18 protein-coding genes and 2 riboswitches are annotated in these 16,067 nt (G+C 53.9%); of the genes, 9 read left to right on the top strand and 9 right to left on the bottom strand.

Going from position 1 to position 16,067, the window contains the following annotated elements; genetic code table 11:
- Positions 1 to 34 precede the first annotated feature (34 nt).
- Entirely contained in the window at positions 35 to 1,678 is a 1,644-nt protein-coding gene (gene boxC, locus GQF03_RS11800; protein ID WP_161339493.1) for a 2,3-epoxybenzoyl-CoA dihydrolase, read from the top strand.
- Position 1,679: 1 nt separating this feature from the next.
- Positions 1,680 to 3,104, top strand: coding sequence for a benzoyl-CoA 2,3-epoxidase subunit BoxB (gene boxB / locus GQF03_RS11795; RefSeq protein WP_161339492.1), 1,425 nt, complete (start codon positions 1,680 to 1,682; stop codon positions 3,102 to 3,104).
- Positions 3,105 to 3,125: 21 nt separating this feature from the next.
- Here boxB and GQF03_RS11790 read toward each other — a convergent pair whose 3' ends face one another.
- Positions 3,126 to 3,437, bottom strand: coding sequence for a cupin domain-containing protein (locus tag GQF03_RS11790; protein WP_161339491.1), 312 nt, complete (start codon positions 3,435 to 3,437; stop codon positions 3,126 to 3,128).
- Positions 3,438 to 3,506: 69 nt separating this feature from the next.
- The gene (locus GQF03_RS11785; protein WP_161339490.1) at positions 3,507 to 4,163 is read right to left on the bottom strand and encodes a glutathione S-transferase family protein; all 657 of its coding nucleotides are present in this window, start codon (positions 4,161 to 4,163) and stop codon (positions 3,507 to 3,509) included.
- Positions 4,164 to 4,324: 161 nt separating this feature from the next.
- Between GQF03_RS11785 and speD the strand changes: the two genes are divergently transcribed.
- Complete coding sequence (gene speD, locus GQF03_RS11780) at positions 4,325 to 4,738, top strand: adenosylmethionine decarboxylase (RefSeq protein ID WP_161339489.1); 414 nt, start codon at positions 4,325 to 4,327, stop codon at positions 4,736 to 4,738.
- Entirely contained in the window at positions 4,738 to 5,589 is an 852-nt protein-coding gene (gene speE / locus GQF03_RS11775) for a polyamine aminopropyltransferase (protein WP_161339488.1), read from the top strand. Before speD ends, speE begins: the two co-directional genes overlap by 1 nt.
- Positions 5,590 to 5,593: 4 nt before the next feature.
- Here speE and GQF03_RS11770 read toward each other — a convergent pair whose 3' ends face one another.
- Positions 5,594 to 7,030, bottom strand: coding sequence for an L-serine ammonia-lyase (locus GQF03_RS11770; RefSeq protein WP_161339716.1), 1,437 nt, complete (start codon positions 7,028 to 7,030; stop codon positions 5,594 to 5,596).
- Between the two features lie 92 nt (positions 7,031 to 7,122).
- Positions 7,123 to 7,215: riboswitch (glycine riboswitch) on the bottom strand.
- Positions 7,216 to 7,218: 3 nt separating this feature from the next.
- Positions 7,219 to 7,305, bottom strand: a riboswitch (glycine riboswitch).
- An 86-nt stretch (positions 7,306 to 7,391) separates the two neighbouring features.
- Positions 7,392 to 7,754 carry a hypothetical protein gene (locus GQF03_RS11765; protein WP_161339487.1) on the bottom strand — a complete coding sequence of 121 codons (363 nt, stop codon included), beginning with the start codon at positions 7,752 to 7,754 and terminating at the stop codon, positions 7,392 to 7,394.
- A 543-nt stretch (positions 7,755 to 8,297) separates the two neighbouring features.
- On the opposite strand from GQF03_RS11765, the gene GQF03_RS11760 reads away from it, so the two are divergent.
- Positions 8,298 to 9,269 (top strand): NAD(P)H-dependent flavin oxidoreductase, encoded by a 972-nt coding sequence (locus tag GQF03_RS11760; protein WP_161339486.1) that lies wholly within the window; start codon positions 8,298 to 8,300, stop codon positions 9,267 to 9,269.
- 82 nt (positions 9,270 to 9,351) lie between these two features.
- Here GQF03_RS11760 and GQF03_RS19200 read toward each other — a convergent pair whose 3' ends face one another.
- Complete coding sequence (locus GQF03_RS19200; protein WP_161339485.1) at positions 9,352 to 9,543, bottom strand: (2Fe-2S)-binding protein; 192 nt, start codon at positions 9,541 to 9,543, stop codon at positions 9,352 to 9,354.
- 120 nt (positions 9,544 to 9,663) lie between these two features.
- Positions 9,664 to 10,131: a bacterioferritin gene (bfr, locus tag GQF03_RS11750; protein WP_161339484.1), complete on the bottom strand. Its 468-nt coding sequence runs from the start codon at positions 10,129 to 10,131 to the stop codon at positions 9,664 to 9,666.
- 107 nt (positions 10,132 to 10,238) lie between these two features.
- Between bfr and GQF03_RS11745 the strand changes: the two genes are divergently transcribed.
- Positions 10,239 to 10,724: a MaoC family dehydratase gene (locus tag GQF03_RS11745; RefSeq protein ID WP_161339483.1), complete on the top strand. Its 486-nt coding sequence runs from the start codon at positions 10,239 to 10,241 to the stop codon at positions 10,722 to 10,724.
- A gap of 5 nt (positions 10,725 to 10,729) precedes the next feature.
- Here GQF03_RS11745 and GQF03_RS11740 read toward each other — a convergent pair whose 3' ends face one another.
- A complete protein-coding gene (locus GQF03_RS11740; RefSeq protein ID WP_161339482.1) occupies positions 10,730 to 11,176 on the bottom strand; it encodes a PaaI family thioesterase in 447 nt (148 codons plus the stop codon).
- Complete coding sequence (locus GQF03_RS11735) at positions 11,166 to 12,377, bottom strand: acyl-CoA dehydrogenase family protein (RefSeq protein ID WP_161339481.1); 1,212 nt, start codon at positions 12,375 to 12,377, stop codon at positions 11,166 to 11,168. The genes GQF03_RS11740 and GQF03_RS11735 overlap by 11 nt, the downstream gene beginning before the upstream one ends.
- Positions 12,378 to 12,492: 115 nt before the next feature.
- Here GQF03_RS11735 and GQF03_RS11730 point away from each other — a divergent pair, with 115 nt between their 5' ends.
- The 3 genes from GQF03_RS11730 (at position 12,493) to GQF03_RS11720 (ending at position 14,730) form a co-directional block, all read left to right on the top strand.
- Positions 12,493 to 13,380, top strand: a complete 888-nt coding sequence (locus GQF03_RS11730) for a LysR family transcriptional regulator (protein ID WP_161339480.1) — start codon at positions 12,493 to 12,495, stop codon at positions 13,378 to 13,380.
- Positions 13,381 to 13,435: 55 nt separating this feature from the next.
- Positions 13,436 to 14,185: a 16S rRNA (cytidine(1402)-2'-O)-methyltransferase gene (gene rsmI / locus GQF03_RS11725; protein ID WP_161339479.1), complete on the top strand. Its 750-nt coding sequence runs from the start codon at positions 13,436 to 13,438 to the stop codon at positions 14,183 to 14,185.
- A 113-nt stretch (positions 14,186 to 14,298) separates the two neighbouring features.
- Positions 14,299 to 14,730 (top strand): CBS domain-containing protein, encoded by a 432-nt coding sequence (locus GQF03_RS11720; protein ID WP_161339478.1) that lies wholly within the window; start codon positions 14,299 to 14,301, stop codon positions 14,728 to 14,730.
- Between the two features lie 6 nt (positions 14,731 to 14,736).
- On the opposite strand, the gene GQF03_RS11715 is transcribed toward GQF03_RS11720, so the two are convergent.
- Positions 14,737 to 15,645 (bottom strand): patatin-like phospholipase family protein, encoded by a 909-nt coding sequence (locus tag GQF03_RS11715; RefSeq protein WP_161339477.1) that lies wholly within the window; start codon positions 15,643 to 15,645, stop codon positions 14,737 to 14,739.
- Positions 15,646 to 16,067: the final 422 nt, after the last annotated feature.

Here is a 16,067-nt window from a genome sequence, read left to right as displayed (position 1 = left end):
ATAACTATATTTCATAAAATTGGATCGCGCACCCATGATTACGTTTGACCGGCATCCAGACAACTATCGCCATTGGCGCCTGTCTGTCGACGGCCCCGTTGCGACACTCACGCTGGCCGTTGACGAAGACGGCGGGCTCGTCCCCGGTTATCAGCTCAAGCTCAACTCCTATGACCTTGGCGTTGACATTGAGTTGCATGATGCGCTCCAGCGCATTCGCTTCGAGCATCCGACGGTTCGTACCGTCGTTATCACCAGTGGACTGGAGAAAATGTTCTGCGCTGGCGCGAATATTTACATGCTTGGGACATCGTCTCACGGATGGAAGGTCAATTTTTGCAAATTCACGAATGAAACCCGCAATAGTATCGAGGATTCGAGCCGTTATTCCGGCATCAGGTTCCTTGCCGCCTGCAACGGGACTACAGCCGGCGGCGGCTATGAGCTTGCGCTTGCCTGCGATGAAATCTTCCTGATTGACGACCGGTCCAGCGCGGTGAGCCTGCCGGAAGTTCCGCTCCTTGGCGTTCTTCCAGGGACGGGAGGGCTTACGCGTCTCACCGACAAACGAAAAGTCCGCCATGACCTTGCCGATGTTTTCTGCACCAATCCCGATGGCGTGCGGGGGCGCCGGGCGAAAGACTGGCGACTGGTTGACGAAGTCGTGCCGCGCAACTCCTTCGATGAGAAGGTAAAGAAACGCGCAAGGGAACTGGCGGCCGACAGTCGCCGGCCAGAGCAGGCAGAGGGTATTATCCTCCCGCCGCTGGCCAGAAAGATTGACGATCTTGGATATCATTACCGTCATGTCGATGTCACGCTTGACGCGACGCTTGGTTGCGCGACCTTGACGGTTTCTGCGCCGGACAACAACATGGCCGATACCCTCAAGACGATCCATGAGGAAGGTGCGAACTGGTGGCCTCTGGCCATGGCGCGCGAGCTGGATGATGCCATCCTGATGCTGCGCGCGAATAACGAGGATATCGGAACGATCCTTTTGAAGACACGGGGTGATATCGATAATGTTCTGCGGGTCGATGCGATCCTCGCCGAGCAGCAGGAAGATTGGTTGGTCCGAGAGGTGATTGGCATGTTGCGACGCACGCTAGCGCGCCTCGATGTTTCTTCTCGCAGTCTGTTCGCGCTTGTCGAGGAAGGCTCCTGTTTCGCAGGAACGCTGTATGAGCTTGCGCTTGCCGCCGATCGAATTTACATGCTCGACATCGCTGAAGAAGACGGCAATCCCCCGCATATTGCCTTGAGTCCGATGAATTTCGGAGCCTATGTGGCAGTGAACAGCATGTCCCGCCTGGCCCGCCGCTTTTATGAAGAAGAGACTGTCCTTAATGTTCTAAAGCAACAGGTTGCCGAGAAGATCGGGGCGATCGAGGCCGAAGAAAAGGGATTGGTGACCTTCATTCCCGATGACATCGACTGGGAGGAGGAAATCCGTCTTCTCATAGAAGAGCGGGCGAGCCTGTCTCCAGATGCGCTCACCGGGCTTGAGGCCAACCTGAGATTTGGCGGTCGCGAGACAGCTGAAACCAAAATATTCGGGCGGCTTTCCGCCTGGCAGAACTGGATTTTTAACCGTCCCAACGCAGTTGGTGAGAAAGGTGCTCTCAAACTGTTCGGCAGTGGCACAAAAGCGGAATTTGACAAAAGGAGAGTATAGGATGGCGATCAATTATCAGGAGCGAATCCCCAATAATGTCGATCTTGGCAATGACCGCCGCCTGCAGCGTGCGCTGGAGCATTGGCAGCCCCGTTTTCTGGACTGGTGGCAGGAACTGGGGCCGGAGGGATTTCAGACCAGCGACGTATATCTTCGCACCGCGACCTCCGTCGATGCCAAGGGGTGGGCGACTTTCGGCGCGGTGAAGATGCCGGATTATCGTTGGGGCATCTTCCTTGCCGATCAGGAGAAAGACCGCACCATCGGTTTTGGCGATGATTTCGGCAAACCGGTCTGGCAGCAGGTTCCGGGCGAGTACCGGTCTATCCTTCGCCGGCTGATCGTGACGCAGGGCGATACGGAACCTGCCTCCGTCGAACAACAAAGATTGCTTGGGCAAACCTGCCCGTCGCTTTTCGATTTGCGAAACCTGTTCCAGGTCAATGTGGAGGAGGGACGCCATCTCTGGGCGATGGTATATCTTCTGCACGCCTATTTTGGCCGCGACGGCCGGGAGGAGGCGGAGGATCTCCTGATGCGCCATTCGGGAAGCGAGGACAACCCGCGTATTCTAGGCACCTTTAACGAGCCGATCAGCGAGTGGCTTTCTTTCTTCATGTTCACCTATTTCACGGACCGAGACGGGAAGTACCAGCTGAAATGCCTAGCCGAATCGTCTTTTGACCCCCTCGCACGCACCTGTCAGTTCATGCTGACGGAGGAGGCCCATCACATGTATGTGGGCGAGACAGGGATCAGCCGGATCATCAGGCGAACCCTGGAGATTATGAACGAACTTAAAACGGATGATCCGGCCGTATTACGGAAGGCGGGGGTCATTGATTTGCCAACTTTGAAGCGCTTTGTAAATTTCTGGTTCTCCTCCTGCATGGATCTGTTCGGTGCGGAAATTTCCTCGAATGCGGCCATTACCTTCGCCAATGGGATCAAGGGGCGGCCGGACGAGCGAGGATATGAAGACCATATCGCGCGTGATTCGGTTATGAACATAGAAGTGCCGGATGAAAAAGGCGGCGTCCGTATTGAGGAGGTTGCCGTTCGCAGTGCAATCAACGATCAGGTGCGCAACGCCTATATCAAGGATTGCATGGTCGGCGTCACGCGTTGGAACCGGATGATCAAGAAGTCAGGTATCGACTTTGTGATTGAATTACCCTCAAGCCGGTTTCGCCGCAATATTGGCGCCTGGGCTGGCGTGCCGACCGCACCGAATGGCGAGATCATTTCAGAGGCGGAATTCAACCGCCGTCACGACGAGTTCCTCCCGTCAGAAAGCGACCGGGCATATATTCATAGCTTGATGCAGCAGGTAACCGAACCCGGGAAAATGGCGGGCTGGATCGCCGCCCCCGATCGCGGCATCAACAATTTGCCTGTCGAATATGAATATGTGCATTTGCAATAAGCGCAATTCTGATACCGGGAGTTAAATACTCCCTTCAGTCTCGATCACCAGAATACGGGCCAGCGTAAGCGGGACAGCTTTATGCTCATCGCCGGCTTCCGCATGGAAAATATCGCCGGGAGAAAGCGATAGAATTTTTTCCTGACCGTCCTCTCTTACATGCATATCGACCCTGCCATCCAACAGGACGAAGACTTCTGCACCATCATTCACATGCCAAATATAGGGTTGGTCTGTCCAGTGAAGGCGAACTGTGGCGTTCGCTATCTTTTCGATATCCAGTGCGTCCCAGGGATTTTCACCTTCAAAATCAGTTGGCTTGATGAGACGCATGTCGAATTCCTACCTGTAAAAATTCCTCAATCAAAATCGAGCCTATCTTCAACTTTTGCATCTGGATGTCTACGCCTTTGCGGATAGTAAAACCGGTCTTGTAGAAATGGTGCTGGGCCGCTCCTTTACCCCATCCCACCATAAGGTCAGTTTTGGATAGTTGTTGAACATGGCGGCGCCTTCCGGGGCCATCACAAAATAATCGATCATCGGGATGACATGCGCATCGGCGAGTGAATAGTGCGCCGCCGCCATATATCCCAGATCGCATACCAGATTTTCAAGAGCGGCCAATACCGGTGCGCTTTCTTCCAAGCCCTTGCACAAAATGGCTTCATTTGTTTCTTCGTCGAACGCCGGTTTGAAGACGCGTTCTGAAAAGACTTTTCGCACGAGCGGGATGTAGCCATAACTGTCAATAATAGAAATGATCTGCCGCATTTTGGCCCGTTCGGTCGCGTTGTCTGGCTGCATCGACGGCCCGCAAAAAGTCTCGTCGAGATACTGCGTAATCGCGTTTGTCTCATAAAGAATGAATTCCCCATGCCGGAGTGCGGGGACTCTTTTGAAGGGATGTATCGAGAGGTAGTTGCGCGGCAAATCGTCAGCGAAGGGATTGACCGGATGGGTGTCATACGCGATTCTCTTTTCCGCCAGAATGATTTTGACTATTCGGCCATAAACACTGAATTCGAAGTTGAAGAGTTCAATGGTTTTGCCGGGCATTTCTGTAGCCTCTTCATATCCTGCGCATCGCATGGCTCATCTTGCGCCGATCCGCCTTTGAAACTCAAGCCGGGTTACCAAATTTTTCTTGCGCTTGCAGGCTGTCTCGGCGATAACGCGGCACCTTATGGTATGGCACTGAAGGAGGCATTCGCGGGAAAATGCTCGAGAATGACGGTAAGATGATCGCAGCAGAACAAGACAGGCTTGATTACTTCGTCCATAAGGATGGACTTACCTTCGCCGGAACTCATTTGATTATCGATCTGTGGGGCGGTGACGGCTTCAACGATCCGGTATTGATCGAGACAACGTTGCGGCACGCTATCGATGAAGCCGGCGCGACATTGCTGCATTTTCACATTCATGCTTTCGAGCCCAATGGCCTTTCAGGGGTCGCGGTGCTCGCCGAGAGCCACATCAGTTTTCACAGCTGGCCGGAGCGGGGCTATATGGCGCTGGATATCTTTATGTGCGGAAAAACGGATCCCTACAAGGCTGTCGCCGTGTTGCAGGAGGCGTTCAAGCCGGAAACCCTGCAACTGAACGAAATCAAAAGGGGGATCGTCAATTGATGCGACTGTTTGACGAGGGACTGCATTCCGGCGTTAATCTTGCGCTCAAGGTCGACGAGGTGATTTATCGCGAGCAGACTGAGCTGCAGGACCTGATGATTTTCGAAAACAAGCAGTTTGGCCGTGTCATGTCCCTCGACGGGGCTATCCAGACGACGGAGAAGGATGAATTCATCTATCATGAGATGTTTGTCCATGTTCCGATGTTGGCGCATGGGCGGGTACGCCGGGCATTGATCATCGGTGGTGGCGACGGCGGCGCGGCCCGCCAGTTCATGAAATATCAGAATATCGAAGTTACTATGGTCGATATTGATCGGTCGGTCGTCGAGCTTAGCAAGAAGTATATGCCGTCGGTCTCCGGCGGGGCATTTGACGATCCGAGGTTAGAGCTCGTCATTGCGGATGGCTGCAAATACGTCAAGGATGCCAAGCAGCGTTGGGATGTGATCATCATCGACAGCACAGATCCGCATGGGCCTGGCGAGGTTCTCTATTCGGAGGAATTCTACCGGGACTGCAAGTCCTGCCTGACGGCGGGCGGTATCATCATTACCCAGAACGGCGTTCCTTACGTGCAGGAAAGCGAGCTCCGGACAAGCTATGACCGGCTGGGCGGTCTGTTCAGGGATGTCAGCTTTTACCTTGCGGCAATCCCGAGTTACGTCGGTGGCGTTATGGCTTTCGGTTGGGCGACGGATGATACGGACCACCGGAAAGTAAGTCTGTCAAAGCTTGCTGAACGTTATATGGAATCCGGAATCACGACGGACTATTATACGCCGGAAGTTCATCTCGCCGCCTTCGCCCTGCCGCTTCATATCCAGAAGATGCTAACGCGTCAGGACTGAAGGTTCAGCATTCGACGACATTCACCGCGAGGCCTCCCTGCGAGGTTTCCTTGTACTTGCTGAGCATGTCGACGCCCGTCTGGCGCATGGTTTCAATCACTTCATCAAGCGAAACGACATGTGTGCCGTCGCCGGAGAGCGCAAGCCGGCAGGCATTGATCGCCTTCATGGCGCCCATGGTGTTGCGTTCGATACAGGGGATCTGTACGAGCCCGCCGATAGGATCGCAGGTGAGGCCGAGATTATGTTCCATGCCGATTTCCGCCGCGTTTTCCACCTGCTCGTTGGTGCCGCCCAGGACCGCGGTAAGGGCCCCGGCCGCCATCGAGCAGGCAACGCCCACTTCCCCCTGACAGCCCATTTCGGCGGCGGAAATTGAGGCTCTTTTCTTGTAAATGGCGCCGATTGCCGCCGCGGTCAGCAGAAAATTCCGCGTGCCTTCCTTGGTCACGCCCGGACAGAAGCGCTGGTAATATTTGAGGACCGCCGGAATGACGCCCGCCGCGCCATTTGTCGGCGCGGTAACGACCCGCCCGCCTGCTGCATTCTCCTCATTGACGGCCAGCGCATAAAGGTTCACCCAGTCGAGCACGGTCAGAGGATCCCGCGACGCTTTTTCGGGGTTTTCCATGAGTTCACGGTAAAGCGCATTCGCGCGGCGCTTTACCTTCAAGCCGCCCGGTAAAATGCCTTTTCCTTCGCATCCGCGTTTGATGCTGCCAATCATCGCGTCATTCACCTGGTCGAGAAAGCTGAAGGTCTCCTCCTCCGATCGCCAGCTTGCCTCATTGGCGAGCATCATTTCGGCAATGCTCAGTCCGCTTTCCTTTCCCATGGCGAGTAACTCCTTCGCCGATGTAAAAGGGTAGGGAAGCGTGATGTTATGCCCACGGGTCTCCGCCCGGTCACCTTCGTTGTGGGAGACGACATAGCCGCCTCCTACCGAAAAATAATCCCGGCAGAACAATTCTTCCCCGTCGGAGCTATAGGCGTAAAACCGCATGCCGTTTGAATGTTCGGGAAGGAGCTGATCTTTCAGGAAATGCAGGTTCTGGTCTTCATAAAAGGGTATTTCGTGAAGACAGTTTAGGAGGATTCTGCCGCTATCTCTTATCTGCGCTACCAATGGCTGAACCTCTTCCGGGTCGATTGTCGACGGCCGCTTGCCGCTCAATCCGAGAAGAATGGCAATGTCCGACGCGTGGCCATGGCCGGTAAGCGCCAGTGATCCGTATAGTTCGATGAGCAAACGGCCGGTTGATGCAAGCAGCCCTTCTGTTTCCAGTCGATCGACAAATCGCTTCGCCGCGCGCATCGGTCCGACCGTGTGGGAGCTCGAGGGGCCGATGCCAATCGTGTAGAGATCGGTGACACTGATATTGACGTCGAGTTGGGACGTGGGGTCGGATGGCGCCGCAGGTCTGGACGGCACGACGGGCATGACATTGCCGAGACCGGAATTGGAGATTTTCGTCATATCAAGGCACCCTTTCTCACTTTGGCATGGTTGCCAATGCGTTAGATAGATGCCCCCTCTGTCCCTATACCTGAAAGATTACGCCAAACCAATTCCGGCTTACCTCTTCGGTGATGCGTCCGACCGCAGCCGCCGCATTCTCTCCAGAGCCCTCTTTCCCGACGGTACATGTGCCTGAGAGTTTCCGGGGCGGTTGCTCCTTCGGCGCCGGCCAGGCCGGTCTCTCCCATCAGGATAATCAAGGAATACCGGTCATAACCGGATTTCCGATCAACCTTAGGTATTGCAAGGCGGTCTTGTCAAGCGCATGATGTTGGCGCCCGGTCTAACGTGCGCCGTATTTCAATACCCAAAGTGGCAAAAGCGCAGCGACATCGGCACTTTTTTCGTCGAGTTCGATCGCCGTGGTCATCTTGCTTTCGTCCAGCCGCACAATACGTCCGCCAAATCGACACATTTCCGGCGAGCCGACGGGGCCGATAATACCTTCAACAGGCGTATCCAGTTTGACATGTTCGGGAACACCATTGAGCAGTAGTCCGTCCAGCGACCAGTTCTCCGTTGAGAAGCGGGCACCATCAATCTCGACGCTCAGGACAGGATTAGAGACGCGAAACGCCCCGCGCTTTTCGAATCTGTTCGCAACCGATTGCTCCAAAATTTCAGCTTGCAGCACAACAATCTCCATTTAAAGTAAACTCTTGAACCCTCTTGCAGTCTTTGTGCCAAAAAGCTCCGCCGCGAAAAGTCCTTAAAATTCTGCGGCTTTGAAGATATTGCCCTGGAATGATTGAGGTGGTCGGTATATCCGGGAGGCAAGATTGTCTCGATGGCCGGAATAAATTACCAGTCGTCGGAACTTCGCGGAGGTGTGCGATGAATCACCGTGCAAAAGAGAATCAAATATATCTAATTTGTGCGTTGGCAGGCGAATTTAGAGCCGAAATGGCAAATGGAAACCGAAGGTGTAAATTTTTTTCATATTCACCCGAAAGTAATAATATTCTGTTTTTTAAAGATTTTTCGCAATAATGCTGCAGTTGCGAAGAAAAAAAATGAAATTTTGTCAATAATGACAATTTGTCATTATTGAAAAAGCCTGCTACATAATTCCTCGAGCCGGGTAAATGGGCGGAAGATCCAAGCCAGGCTAAACTAATTGAAGCCAGGTAACTGGGCGCAAGATCCAGGCCTGGCTAAATTTTCAAATCATTCGGGAGTTTGTCTCCAAATGTCAATGCCGGCCATTCTGGAAGGGCGTTTATCTCTTCCGGTTATTGCATCTCCGATGTTTATCGTTTCCGGGCCGGAATTGGTGATTGCCCAATGCAAAGAGGGAATTGTCGGATCCTTCCCTGCGCTTAATGCGCGCCCCATTTCCCAGCTTGACGAATGGCTTTACCAAATCAAACAGGAACTCGCGGATTATGCGGCGGCGAACCTGGACAAGAAAGTCGCGCCATTCGCAGTCAACCAGATAGTTCATGTGTCGAACTCTCGGCTGGAGGAGGATGTGGCCCTGTGCGTCAAGCATGAAGTGCCCATCATCATTACCAGCTTAAGGGCGCCGAACGAGATCGTTGATGCGATTCACTCTTACGGCGGCATTATTTTACATGACGTGACGACAATCCGGCATGCCCAGAAGGCGCTGGAGGCTGGTGTCGATGGCCTCATTCTCGTATGCGCGGGCGCGGGCGGTCACGCGGGTCGACTCAGCCCTTTTGCGCTGGTCTCGGAGGTGCGTCAGTTTTTTGATGGACCCATCGCCCTTTCCGGCGCGATCGCTAATGGTCGTTCAATCCTGTCGGCGCAGGCCATGGGCGCGGACCTTGCCTATATGGGCAGCGCCTTCATCGCGACCAAGGAAGCGAATGCCGTCGAAGAATACAAGAACATGATCGTTGAGAGCACCGGCGAAGACATTATGTATACGAATACCTTCACGGGCGTTCATGGAAATTATCTGCGTCCGAGCGTTGTAAAGGCCGGGCTCGATCCGGAAAACCTGCCGGGTGCCGACAAGAGCCGCATGAATTTCGGCAGCGGTGGCACCGGAAAATCGAAGGCCTGGAAGGATATTTGGGGATCCGGACAGGGGATCGGAAGCGTCAACGACGTGCCGAGCGTAAAAGAATATGTGGATCGTTTAAAAGAACAGTATGCCCAGGCCAAGGCTGAAATTAATAATAAGGCCATGTAGACTGAATATATCCCCACCCCATCGGGGTGGGGGTAATTTCTTCGCTTTTTCCTGAAAATTCAGTGATGGACGGACCGTTGAATTACCGACGGGCAGCTGTGCCCATACCGGTTTGCGCAGTTTCGCGGATGATTTCCCGAATATGGACCGTACATTTGGCGCATTGCGGGGCCGCCCCAAGCAACTCATAGACATTGGCACAGCGCTGAGCGCCCGAGGCAACGGCGCTTTTAACATCCCGATCCGTAAATCCGTTACAGAGACAAATATACATTTAGCCCACGCTCATTTTTAAAAATGCCAATCATTCCTAATAAATAGGAAATATGCGAATAATTGTCAATAGCAATGCAAGCCAATGGCGCGGGAATGAGAATCTTATGTGAAAGATCCGTCAGGAAGTTTGTGACTGTATGTAATTCTGCAGGCCCATCTTCTCGATCAGGCCCAATTGTGTTTCCAGCCAGTCGATATGTTCCTCTTCCGATTCGAGAATATCAACCAGTAGATCGCGGGAGACATAATCCTGTTTGCTTTCGCAATCCTTGATCGCCGTCTTGAGATCAGTATGGGCGACCCGTTCCATTTTTAGGTCGCATTCGATGATCTCTTTCACATCTTCGCCGATAAGAAGTTTCCCAAGGTCTTGGAGGTTGGGAAGGCCTTCCAGAAAAAGGATGCGTTTGACGAGCTTGTCTGCGTGTTTCATCTCGTCGATGGATTCGCCGTATTCTTTCTCGCCAAGTTCCTTGAGGCCCCAGTCTTCCAGCATGCGCGCATGCAGAAAATATTGGTTGATGGCTGTCAATTCGTTTTTCAAGATGATGTTTAGATGCTTGATAATTGACGTATCGCCCTTCATGAATAGGTCCTTGCGCTAGAATGGGATGTCCCGTAACTATAGCGAAGAGGCGATGTGAAATAAATGCCAATATAAAAAGAAGACTTGATCAACAAGCGAGGCGAGGAATGTCAGACGAGCAATTTAACCCGGAAAATCACAAGTTTGCCGAAGCAAGCTACTTTGAAGACCTGTCCATTGGTCAGAAATTCTACATTCCCTCCCGCACGCTGAGGGATGCCAATTTCGCGGCCTTTCAGGCGGCCTCCGGCGACAATCATCCCATCCATTATGATGTCGAATACTGCAAATCCCAGGGACATCCGGAATTGCTGGCCCATGGATTTCAGGTGCTTATTCAGACGGCGTCGGGGGCGGGTATTTTTCCGCATGTCATCGGCGAATCCCTGATTGCCTTTATCGATCAGTCATCGAAATTTCTGGGACCGGTCTATTATGGCGATACGGTCTATCCGGAACTGGTGATTACCGCGCTCAAAGAGCAACGCACGACCGGCGTCGTGACTGTTCGTTCAACAATTCATAACCAGCGGCGCGAATTGGTTCTGGAGGGAGAGCAGCGGTATCTCGTCCGTCGGCGGTCCGCGGCGTAATTGCGCTACAGGCGAAAGTTCCGCGTAGAGGCAATCACCGTGCCACAGAGTTTCTCCTCCTCCTCTGAGATGCAATAGATATCTGCCGCGCCGACGGAAAGTGTGCGGCCGTTCTGAAGTACGCGGCCGCGTGCAATCAGCTTTTCCCCCCTGGCCTGGCCCGTCATCTTGACGGTGAAGTCGAGTGTTGCGCAGGCCCATCCTTTGGGAAGAAGGGAGTGACAGGAACTCACGGCCGCAATGTCGCCGATTGTGCCGACGACGGATGCCGGAAAGAGATCTGGCGGCGTCGAAAGCGCTTCCTGAAACGGTGCCTCGATGACAATATGGCCGGGACTGTCGTCCAGCAGACGCACCCCATGAGTTTTGACGAAGGGCAGGGACGGAAGAAAATCGGAGGGCCGTGCCAGACCCGCCGATTTTTCATCTTTTTCAGGATGGTCAGGCTGCATAGCGGCCAACAATCTGCTTGCCGAGGGACGACATATGGACCTGGTCGGGCCCATCGGCGAGGCGAACGGTGCGCGCATAGGCGAAGGCTTCGGCAAGGAACGTGTCCTGAGATAATCCCATCGCTCCATGGATCTGGATGGCCCGGTCAATTACGGTTTGCGCCATGGTCGGGGCGACGATCTTGATCATGGCGATGAGGTCGCGCGCTTCTTTGTAGGAGACGTCATCCATGCGAGAGGCTGCTTTCAGTGTCAGGAGCCGCGCCTGCTCAATCTCGCAAATGGATTTGGCGATGTCTTCGCGGACAGAGCCTTGCTCGCTCAGTTTTTTGCCGAAGGCTACTCGATTTTCGGCGCGTGCGCACATCAACTCCAAGGCCCGCTGGGCGCAGCCGATCAGCCGCATACAATGGTGAATTCGGCCCGGCCCCAACCGCCCCTGGGCGATGGCAAAGCCTTCACCTTCGCCGCCGATCAGGTTGGAAACCGGGACGCGCACATTCTCGAACAGGACTTCTGCATGACCGTGCGGCGCATCATCGGAGCCAAATACCTTGAGCGGCCGGACAATAGTAACACCCTTGGTATCCACCGGGACCAGTATCTGCGATTGCTGGGAATGGCGTGGTGCTTTCACATCGGTTTTTCCCATGACGATCATGATCTTGCAGCGCGGGTCGGGCGCCCCGGATGTCCACCATTTCCTTCCGTTGATGACATATTCATCGCCCTGCTTATCGATCGTGCATTGGACGTTCGTTGCGTCCGAGGAGGCGACAGCGGGTTCCGTCATGGCAAATGCGGAACGAATTTCGCCGTTGAGCAGCGGCACCAGCCATTCATCACGCTGCGCCTGGGTGCCGTAGCGAGCCAGCACTTCCATGTTTCCCGTGTCCGGCGCACTACAGTTGAAGACTTCAGACCCGATCAATGACCGTCCCATAATTTCGGCCAGCGGCGCATATTCCAGATTAGTCAATCCCGCGCCGTAATCCTCGAATTCCGCGAGGAAGAGGTTCCAGAGGCCTTCTGCTTTCGCTTTCTTCTTGAGGTCCTCCATCACCGGGGGGATGACCCAGCGATTGGCGGAGTTTTCGATGTAATTCGAATATTCTTCTTCCGCCGGATAGACATTGGCGTTCATGAAGTTTTCGACACGACCCGCAAGCTCGTCGACTTTCTCGGTGAAGGTAAATTTCATCTCTGTGATCCCTCTTGAAATAAAGATGTTTCTGCCCACAAGATAATCCCAATATAGAAATCACAAAAATTTATTTACATGATGAAAAACTATTCATATTAGTTATAATATAAGAATGCAGCTAAGCCATCTCGATCTCAATCTTTTCCTGACTTTCGAGGCGATATACACGCACGGAAACCTGACGCTTGCCGCGCGCACGCTGAATGTCACGCAACCGGCGGTCAGTAATGCATTGGCGCGGTTGCGGGACCGGCTGGACGATCCATTGTTCATTCATGCGGGCAAAAGGATGAATCCGACGCCGATGGCGCAAAGAATGATAGGACCGGTGCGGCAGGCGCTTCGGCTGCTGCAATCCGGGATAAGCGCCGCGGAAGAATTCGATCCCGCGCTCAGCGACAAGACAGTTCGCATCGCTATCGGCGATATCGGTGAGACAATATTGTTGCCGCGGCTTGTTGAAAGGCTGCGCCGCCTTGCGCCGGTGATGAAGATTCAGGCTTTCAATGTTCCGCGCCGGTCGATACCCCGCAAGTTGTCGCTGGGTGAAATTGATTTCGCGGTTGATATCCCTCTGCTCGCCAATACGCAACTGATGTATGACAAGCTGATGTCCGACGATCAGGTTTGTGCTGTTGGCCGACACCATCCGTTGGCTACGCAACACACACTCACGATCGACGATTATCTGGCGATGAGCCATATTCTCGTCTCCTCCCGGTCGCGCGGTGGGGGATTGGTTGATATTGAACTCGATAGAAAAGGGATGTCCCGACAGATCTCCGTTCGATTGCAGCATTACCAGGCGGCTTTTCATATGATCAAGGAGATTGATCTCGCCGTCACGGCCCCGCTGCAGCTGACACGAATGTATGATTGCCGGACCTTTCCACTACCCCTAGAAGTTCCCAAGCTCGATCTGTATCTCTACTGGCATATTTCGGCGGATCAGACAGCGGTGAACCGATGGCTCCGCCAGCAGATATTTGCGGCGCTGTAACAGTTATTCGACTTGGGAAGTTGCGCCGCGCCCCGGAATATGGTTAGTCCGGCATATGGCAGATCAATCAGACGACAGCGTTCCGACCCTATACCTGATCCCGACCCCGATCGGCAATCTTGAGGATATTTCGCTGCGGGCGCTCAGGATTCTCCAGTCGGTGGATGCGCTTGCGTGCGAGGATACGCGTCACACCCGGAAAATCTATGAGCGGCATTCGCTGGCAAGCCCATCAATCATTTTCGCCTGTCATGCCCATAACGAGGATCGGGCCGTCGGCCGAATCCTGTCGCTCCTCCGCGACGGGAAATCGGTCGGGCTGACATCCGATGCCGGCGCGCCGGGAATCAGTGACCCCGGGCAGCGCGCCGCCGCGGCGGTAATCGAGGCTGGATATGACGTCGTGGCTCTGCCCGGGCCGAGCGCTGTTATTACCGCGCTCACTGTCTCCGGAATTCCGATTCCCGCTTTTTCCTTTCTCGGATTCCTGCCGCGCCGGCCGGGCCGCCAACGGAAATTGTTTGCCGCATTTGCGGAAACTCCCTCTGCGCTGGTGTTTTTCGAATCCCCTTTTCGCGTGGGCAAAATTCTCAAAATTGCCCATGAAGTGCTCGGCGAACGGCAGGCGGCGGTCTGTATCGAGTTGACCAAGAAATTCGAAAATATCCATCGCGGCGCGCTTGGCGAGCTTGCCGATGGATTCGCCGATCAGAAGATTAAAGGCGAGGTGACGATCGTGATCGGCCCTCCTGCGCGCGCCGAGACTGGCCGAGATGAAGACGATGGTCTGGGATTATTTCCCTAAGTGCCTAATTTTTACGGTAATATTTGAGTCGCAGCGCCCCATCTGATACATTAGAAATACCGAAAGTATTTCTATTGGCGGATGCCCTTCGGCAGGCCAGAAGGAGGATCGCTATGAACGTAGCGGGTATTCTGAAAGTAAAGGGGAATAACGTCATTACGGCCGACCCCTCCGACAGCATTTCGGCTGTATCGAAAATTCTTGGTGAGAAGCGGATCGGCGCGGTGCTGATTGTCGATGGTTCCGGAAAATTATGCGGGGTTCTTTCCGAGCGGGACATCGTGCGCGGTCTCTGTGAAAGCGGGGATGGCTGCCTGAAACTTCAGGCTCGGGATCTGATGACGGCCGATCTTGTGACGACGAAACCGTCCGAGACGATTGACAATGTCATGGCACTGATGACGGAGAAGCGCATTCGCCATTTGCCGGTGCTGGACGACGGGAGTCTTGCCGGATTTATCTCGATCGGTGATGTGGTGAAAAGTCGGATGGACGAGGTCGAGAGAGAAGCGGCGGCCCTGCGGGACTATATCGCCACCGGATGAAACTCGTCAGGAAAGAACATTCAGTGCATGTTTCAGGAAGGTGAGGGAGCGTTCGGTCGCGGCCTCTCCTTCGACGATCATTTCCGCGGCCTTGTTGAATTCCAGTAATCCATGGCGCGCGAGACGGGGCGCGATCGTGATGTCGGGCGGATCGCCGGCGAGGCGGGATCGGCTCAAACGGTCCTGAACAATATTCAATGATGACATCATGACGCCAAAAATACTGGGCTCGGTGCCTGTTTTGTCGAAGAATCGGTGCTTCATCAAATTAAGGGGGGAGCGCGCATGAAACACCCGCATTTTCTTGCCGTTATCGTCCACAACGAAATCGCCTTCATTTTCCCCGATATTCGTCATGCCGAAAACATCGGCATTCAGGTTGACGGCGATTACCAGCCGTGCGCCGAGGGCGCGGCAGACAGAAACAGGAACCGGATTCGTAAGCGCGCCGTCAATAAGCCATCGGTCGTCGATCTTTTGGGGCGAGAATAATCCCGGCAGTGCATAGGAGGCCGTGATGGCCTGGGCGAGATTTCCTTCCCGGATCCAGATTTCGTGGCCGGTTCCAAGTTCGGTGGTAACGGCGGCGAAGGGAATGGGCAAATCCTCGATTCTCGTATCTCCGATTGTATCTTCGAGGAGGGTGAACAGCTTGGATCCGGAAATCAGCCCGCCTCCGGTAAGGCGGATGTCAAGCAGGCGAAACAGGCCGGATTTGCCGAGACCTCTTGCCCATTCTTCCAGGTCATCGAGTTTTCCGGCGAGATACATGCCGCCAATGAGGGCGCCGATGGAGGTGCCGCAGATATAGTCGGGCTTGAACCCCTCTTTCTCGAGGCGGCGAAGAACGCCGATATGCGCCCAGCCGCGCGCGACACCACTGCCGAGCGCCAGTCCGATTTTCGGCCGTATCATTACTGCATCGCCTTGTGTGTTACTGTTTTCTCTCTGTTTATGCCTTAACAGATAAATCTTTCCAACTCCAAATTCTCATAATTAGTCGATCATTCTGGATCGACCTGTCCGCCGTGCGGCCTGCTGAGCCGGGCGTAACGACGAATCCATTGCCCGTTTCTTCTATTAGATAAGAGTTGTATTAAGGGGGTGTTAAAGATATAATCCTGTCTTCATTTTTTTGTAAAATTACCTGTTGACGGCGTTGCCCGGATATCTATATAAGATGGGCAACGACGCAGTCGGATACGCCTGATGAAGGTCAGGATAAGTTCGGCGGCGTTTTTTTTGTCCGGTCTTTTTGTCTGTGACGGTTATTGATTGACATTGTATATTTGTTGAGAAGGGATGCCTGGGCGGCGGGGTTGTTGAATGACGACTTT

The organism is Sneathiella chungangensis, from assembly GCF_009882935.1.
Lineage (GTDB): Bacteria > Pseudomonadota > Alphaproteobacteria > Sneathiellales > Sneathiellaceae > Sneathiella > Sneathiella chungangensis.
The sequence above is the reverse complement of the archived record's forward strand: the minus strand, read 5'-3'. Positions and strand labels throughout refer to the sequence as shown.

Coding starts and splice junctions, on each gene's coding strand:
- boxC (WP_161339493.1), top strand. CDS start 35: ATGATTACGTTTGACCGGCATCCAGACAACTATCGCCATTGGCGCCTG.
- boxB (WP_161339492.1), top strand. CDS start 1,680: ATGGCGATCAATTATCAGGAGCGAATCCCCAATAATGTCGATCTTGGC.
- GQF03_RS11790 (WP_161339491.1), bottom strand. CDS start 3,437: ATGCGTCTCATCAAGCCAACTGATTTTGAAGGTGAAAATCCCTGGGAC.
- GQF03_RS11785 (WP_161339490.1), bottom strand. CDS start 4,163: ATGCCCGGCAAAACCATTGAACTCTTCAACTTCGAATTCAGTGTTTAT.
- speD (WP_161339489.1), top strand. CDS start 4,325: ATGCTCGAGAATGACGGTAAGATGATCGCAGCAGAACAAGACAGGCTT.
- speE (WP_161339488.1), top strand. CDS start 4,738: ATGCGACTGTTTGACGAGGGACTGCATTCCGGCGTTAATCTTGCGCTC.
- GQF03_RS11770 (WP_161339716.1), bottom strand. CDS start 7,030: ATGCCCGTCGTGCCGTCCAGACCTGCGGCGCCATCCGACCCCACGTCC.
- GQF03_RS11765 (WP_161339487.1), bottom strand. CDS start 7,754: ATGGAGATTGTTGTGCTGCAAGCTGAAATTTTGGAGCAATCGGTTGCG.
- GQF03_RS11760 (WP_161339486.1), top strand. CDS start 8,298: ATGTCAATGCCGGCCATTCTGGAAGGGCGTTTATCTCTTCCGGTTATT.
- GQF03_RS19200 (WP_161339485.1), bottom strand. CDS start 9,543: ATGTATATTTGTCTCTGTAACGGATTTACGGATCGGGATGTTAAAAGC.
- bfr (WP_161339484.1), bottom strand. CDS start 10,131: ATGAAGGGCGATACGTCAATTATCAAGCATCTAAACATCATCTTGAAA.
- GQF03_RS11745 (WP_161339483.1), top strand. CDS start 10,239: ATGTCAGACGAGCAATTTAACCCGGAAAATCACAAGTTTGCCGAAGCA.
- GQF03_RS11740 (WP_161339482.1), bottom strand. CDS start 11,176: ATGCAGCCTGACCATCCTGAAAAAGATGAAAAATCGGCGGGTCTGGCA.
- GQF03_RS11735 (WP_161339481.1), bottom strand. CDS start 12,377: ATGAAATTTACCTTCACCGAGAAAGTCGACGAGCTTGCGGGTCGTGTC.
- GQF03_RS11730 (WP_161339480.1), top strand. CDS start 12,493: ATGCAGCTAAGCCATCTCGATCTCAATCTTTTCCTGACTTTCGAGGCG.
- rsmI (WP_161339479.1), top strand. CDS start 13,436: ATGGCAGATCAATCAGACGACAGCGTTCCGACCCTATACCTGATCCCG.
- GQF03_RS11720 (WP_161339478.1), top strand. CDS start 14,299: ATGAACGTAGCGGGTATTCTGAAAGTAAAGGGGAATAACGTCATTACG.
- GQF03_RS11715 (WP_161339477.1), bottom strand. CDS start 15,645: ATGATACGGCCGAAAATCGGACTGGCGCTCGGCAGTGGTGTCGCGCGC.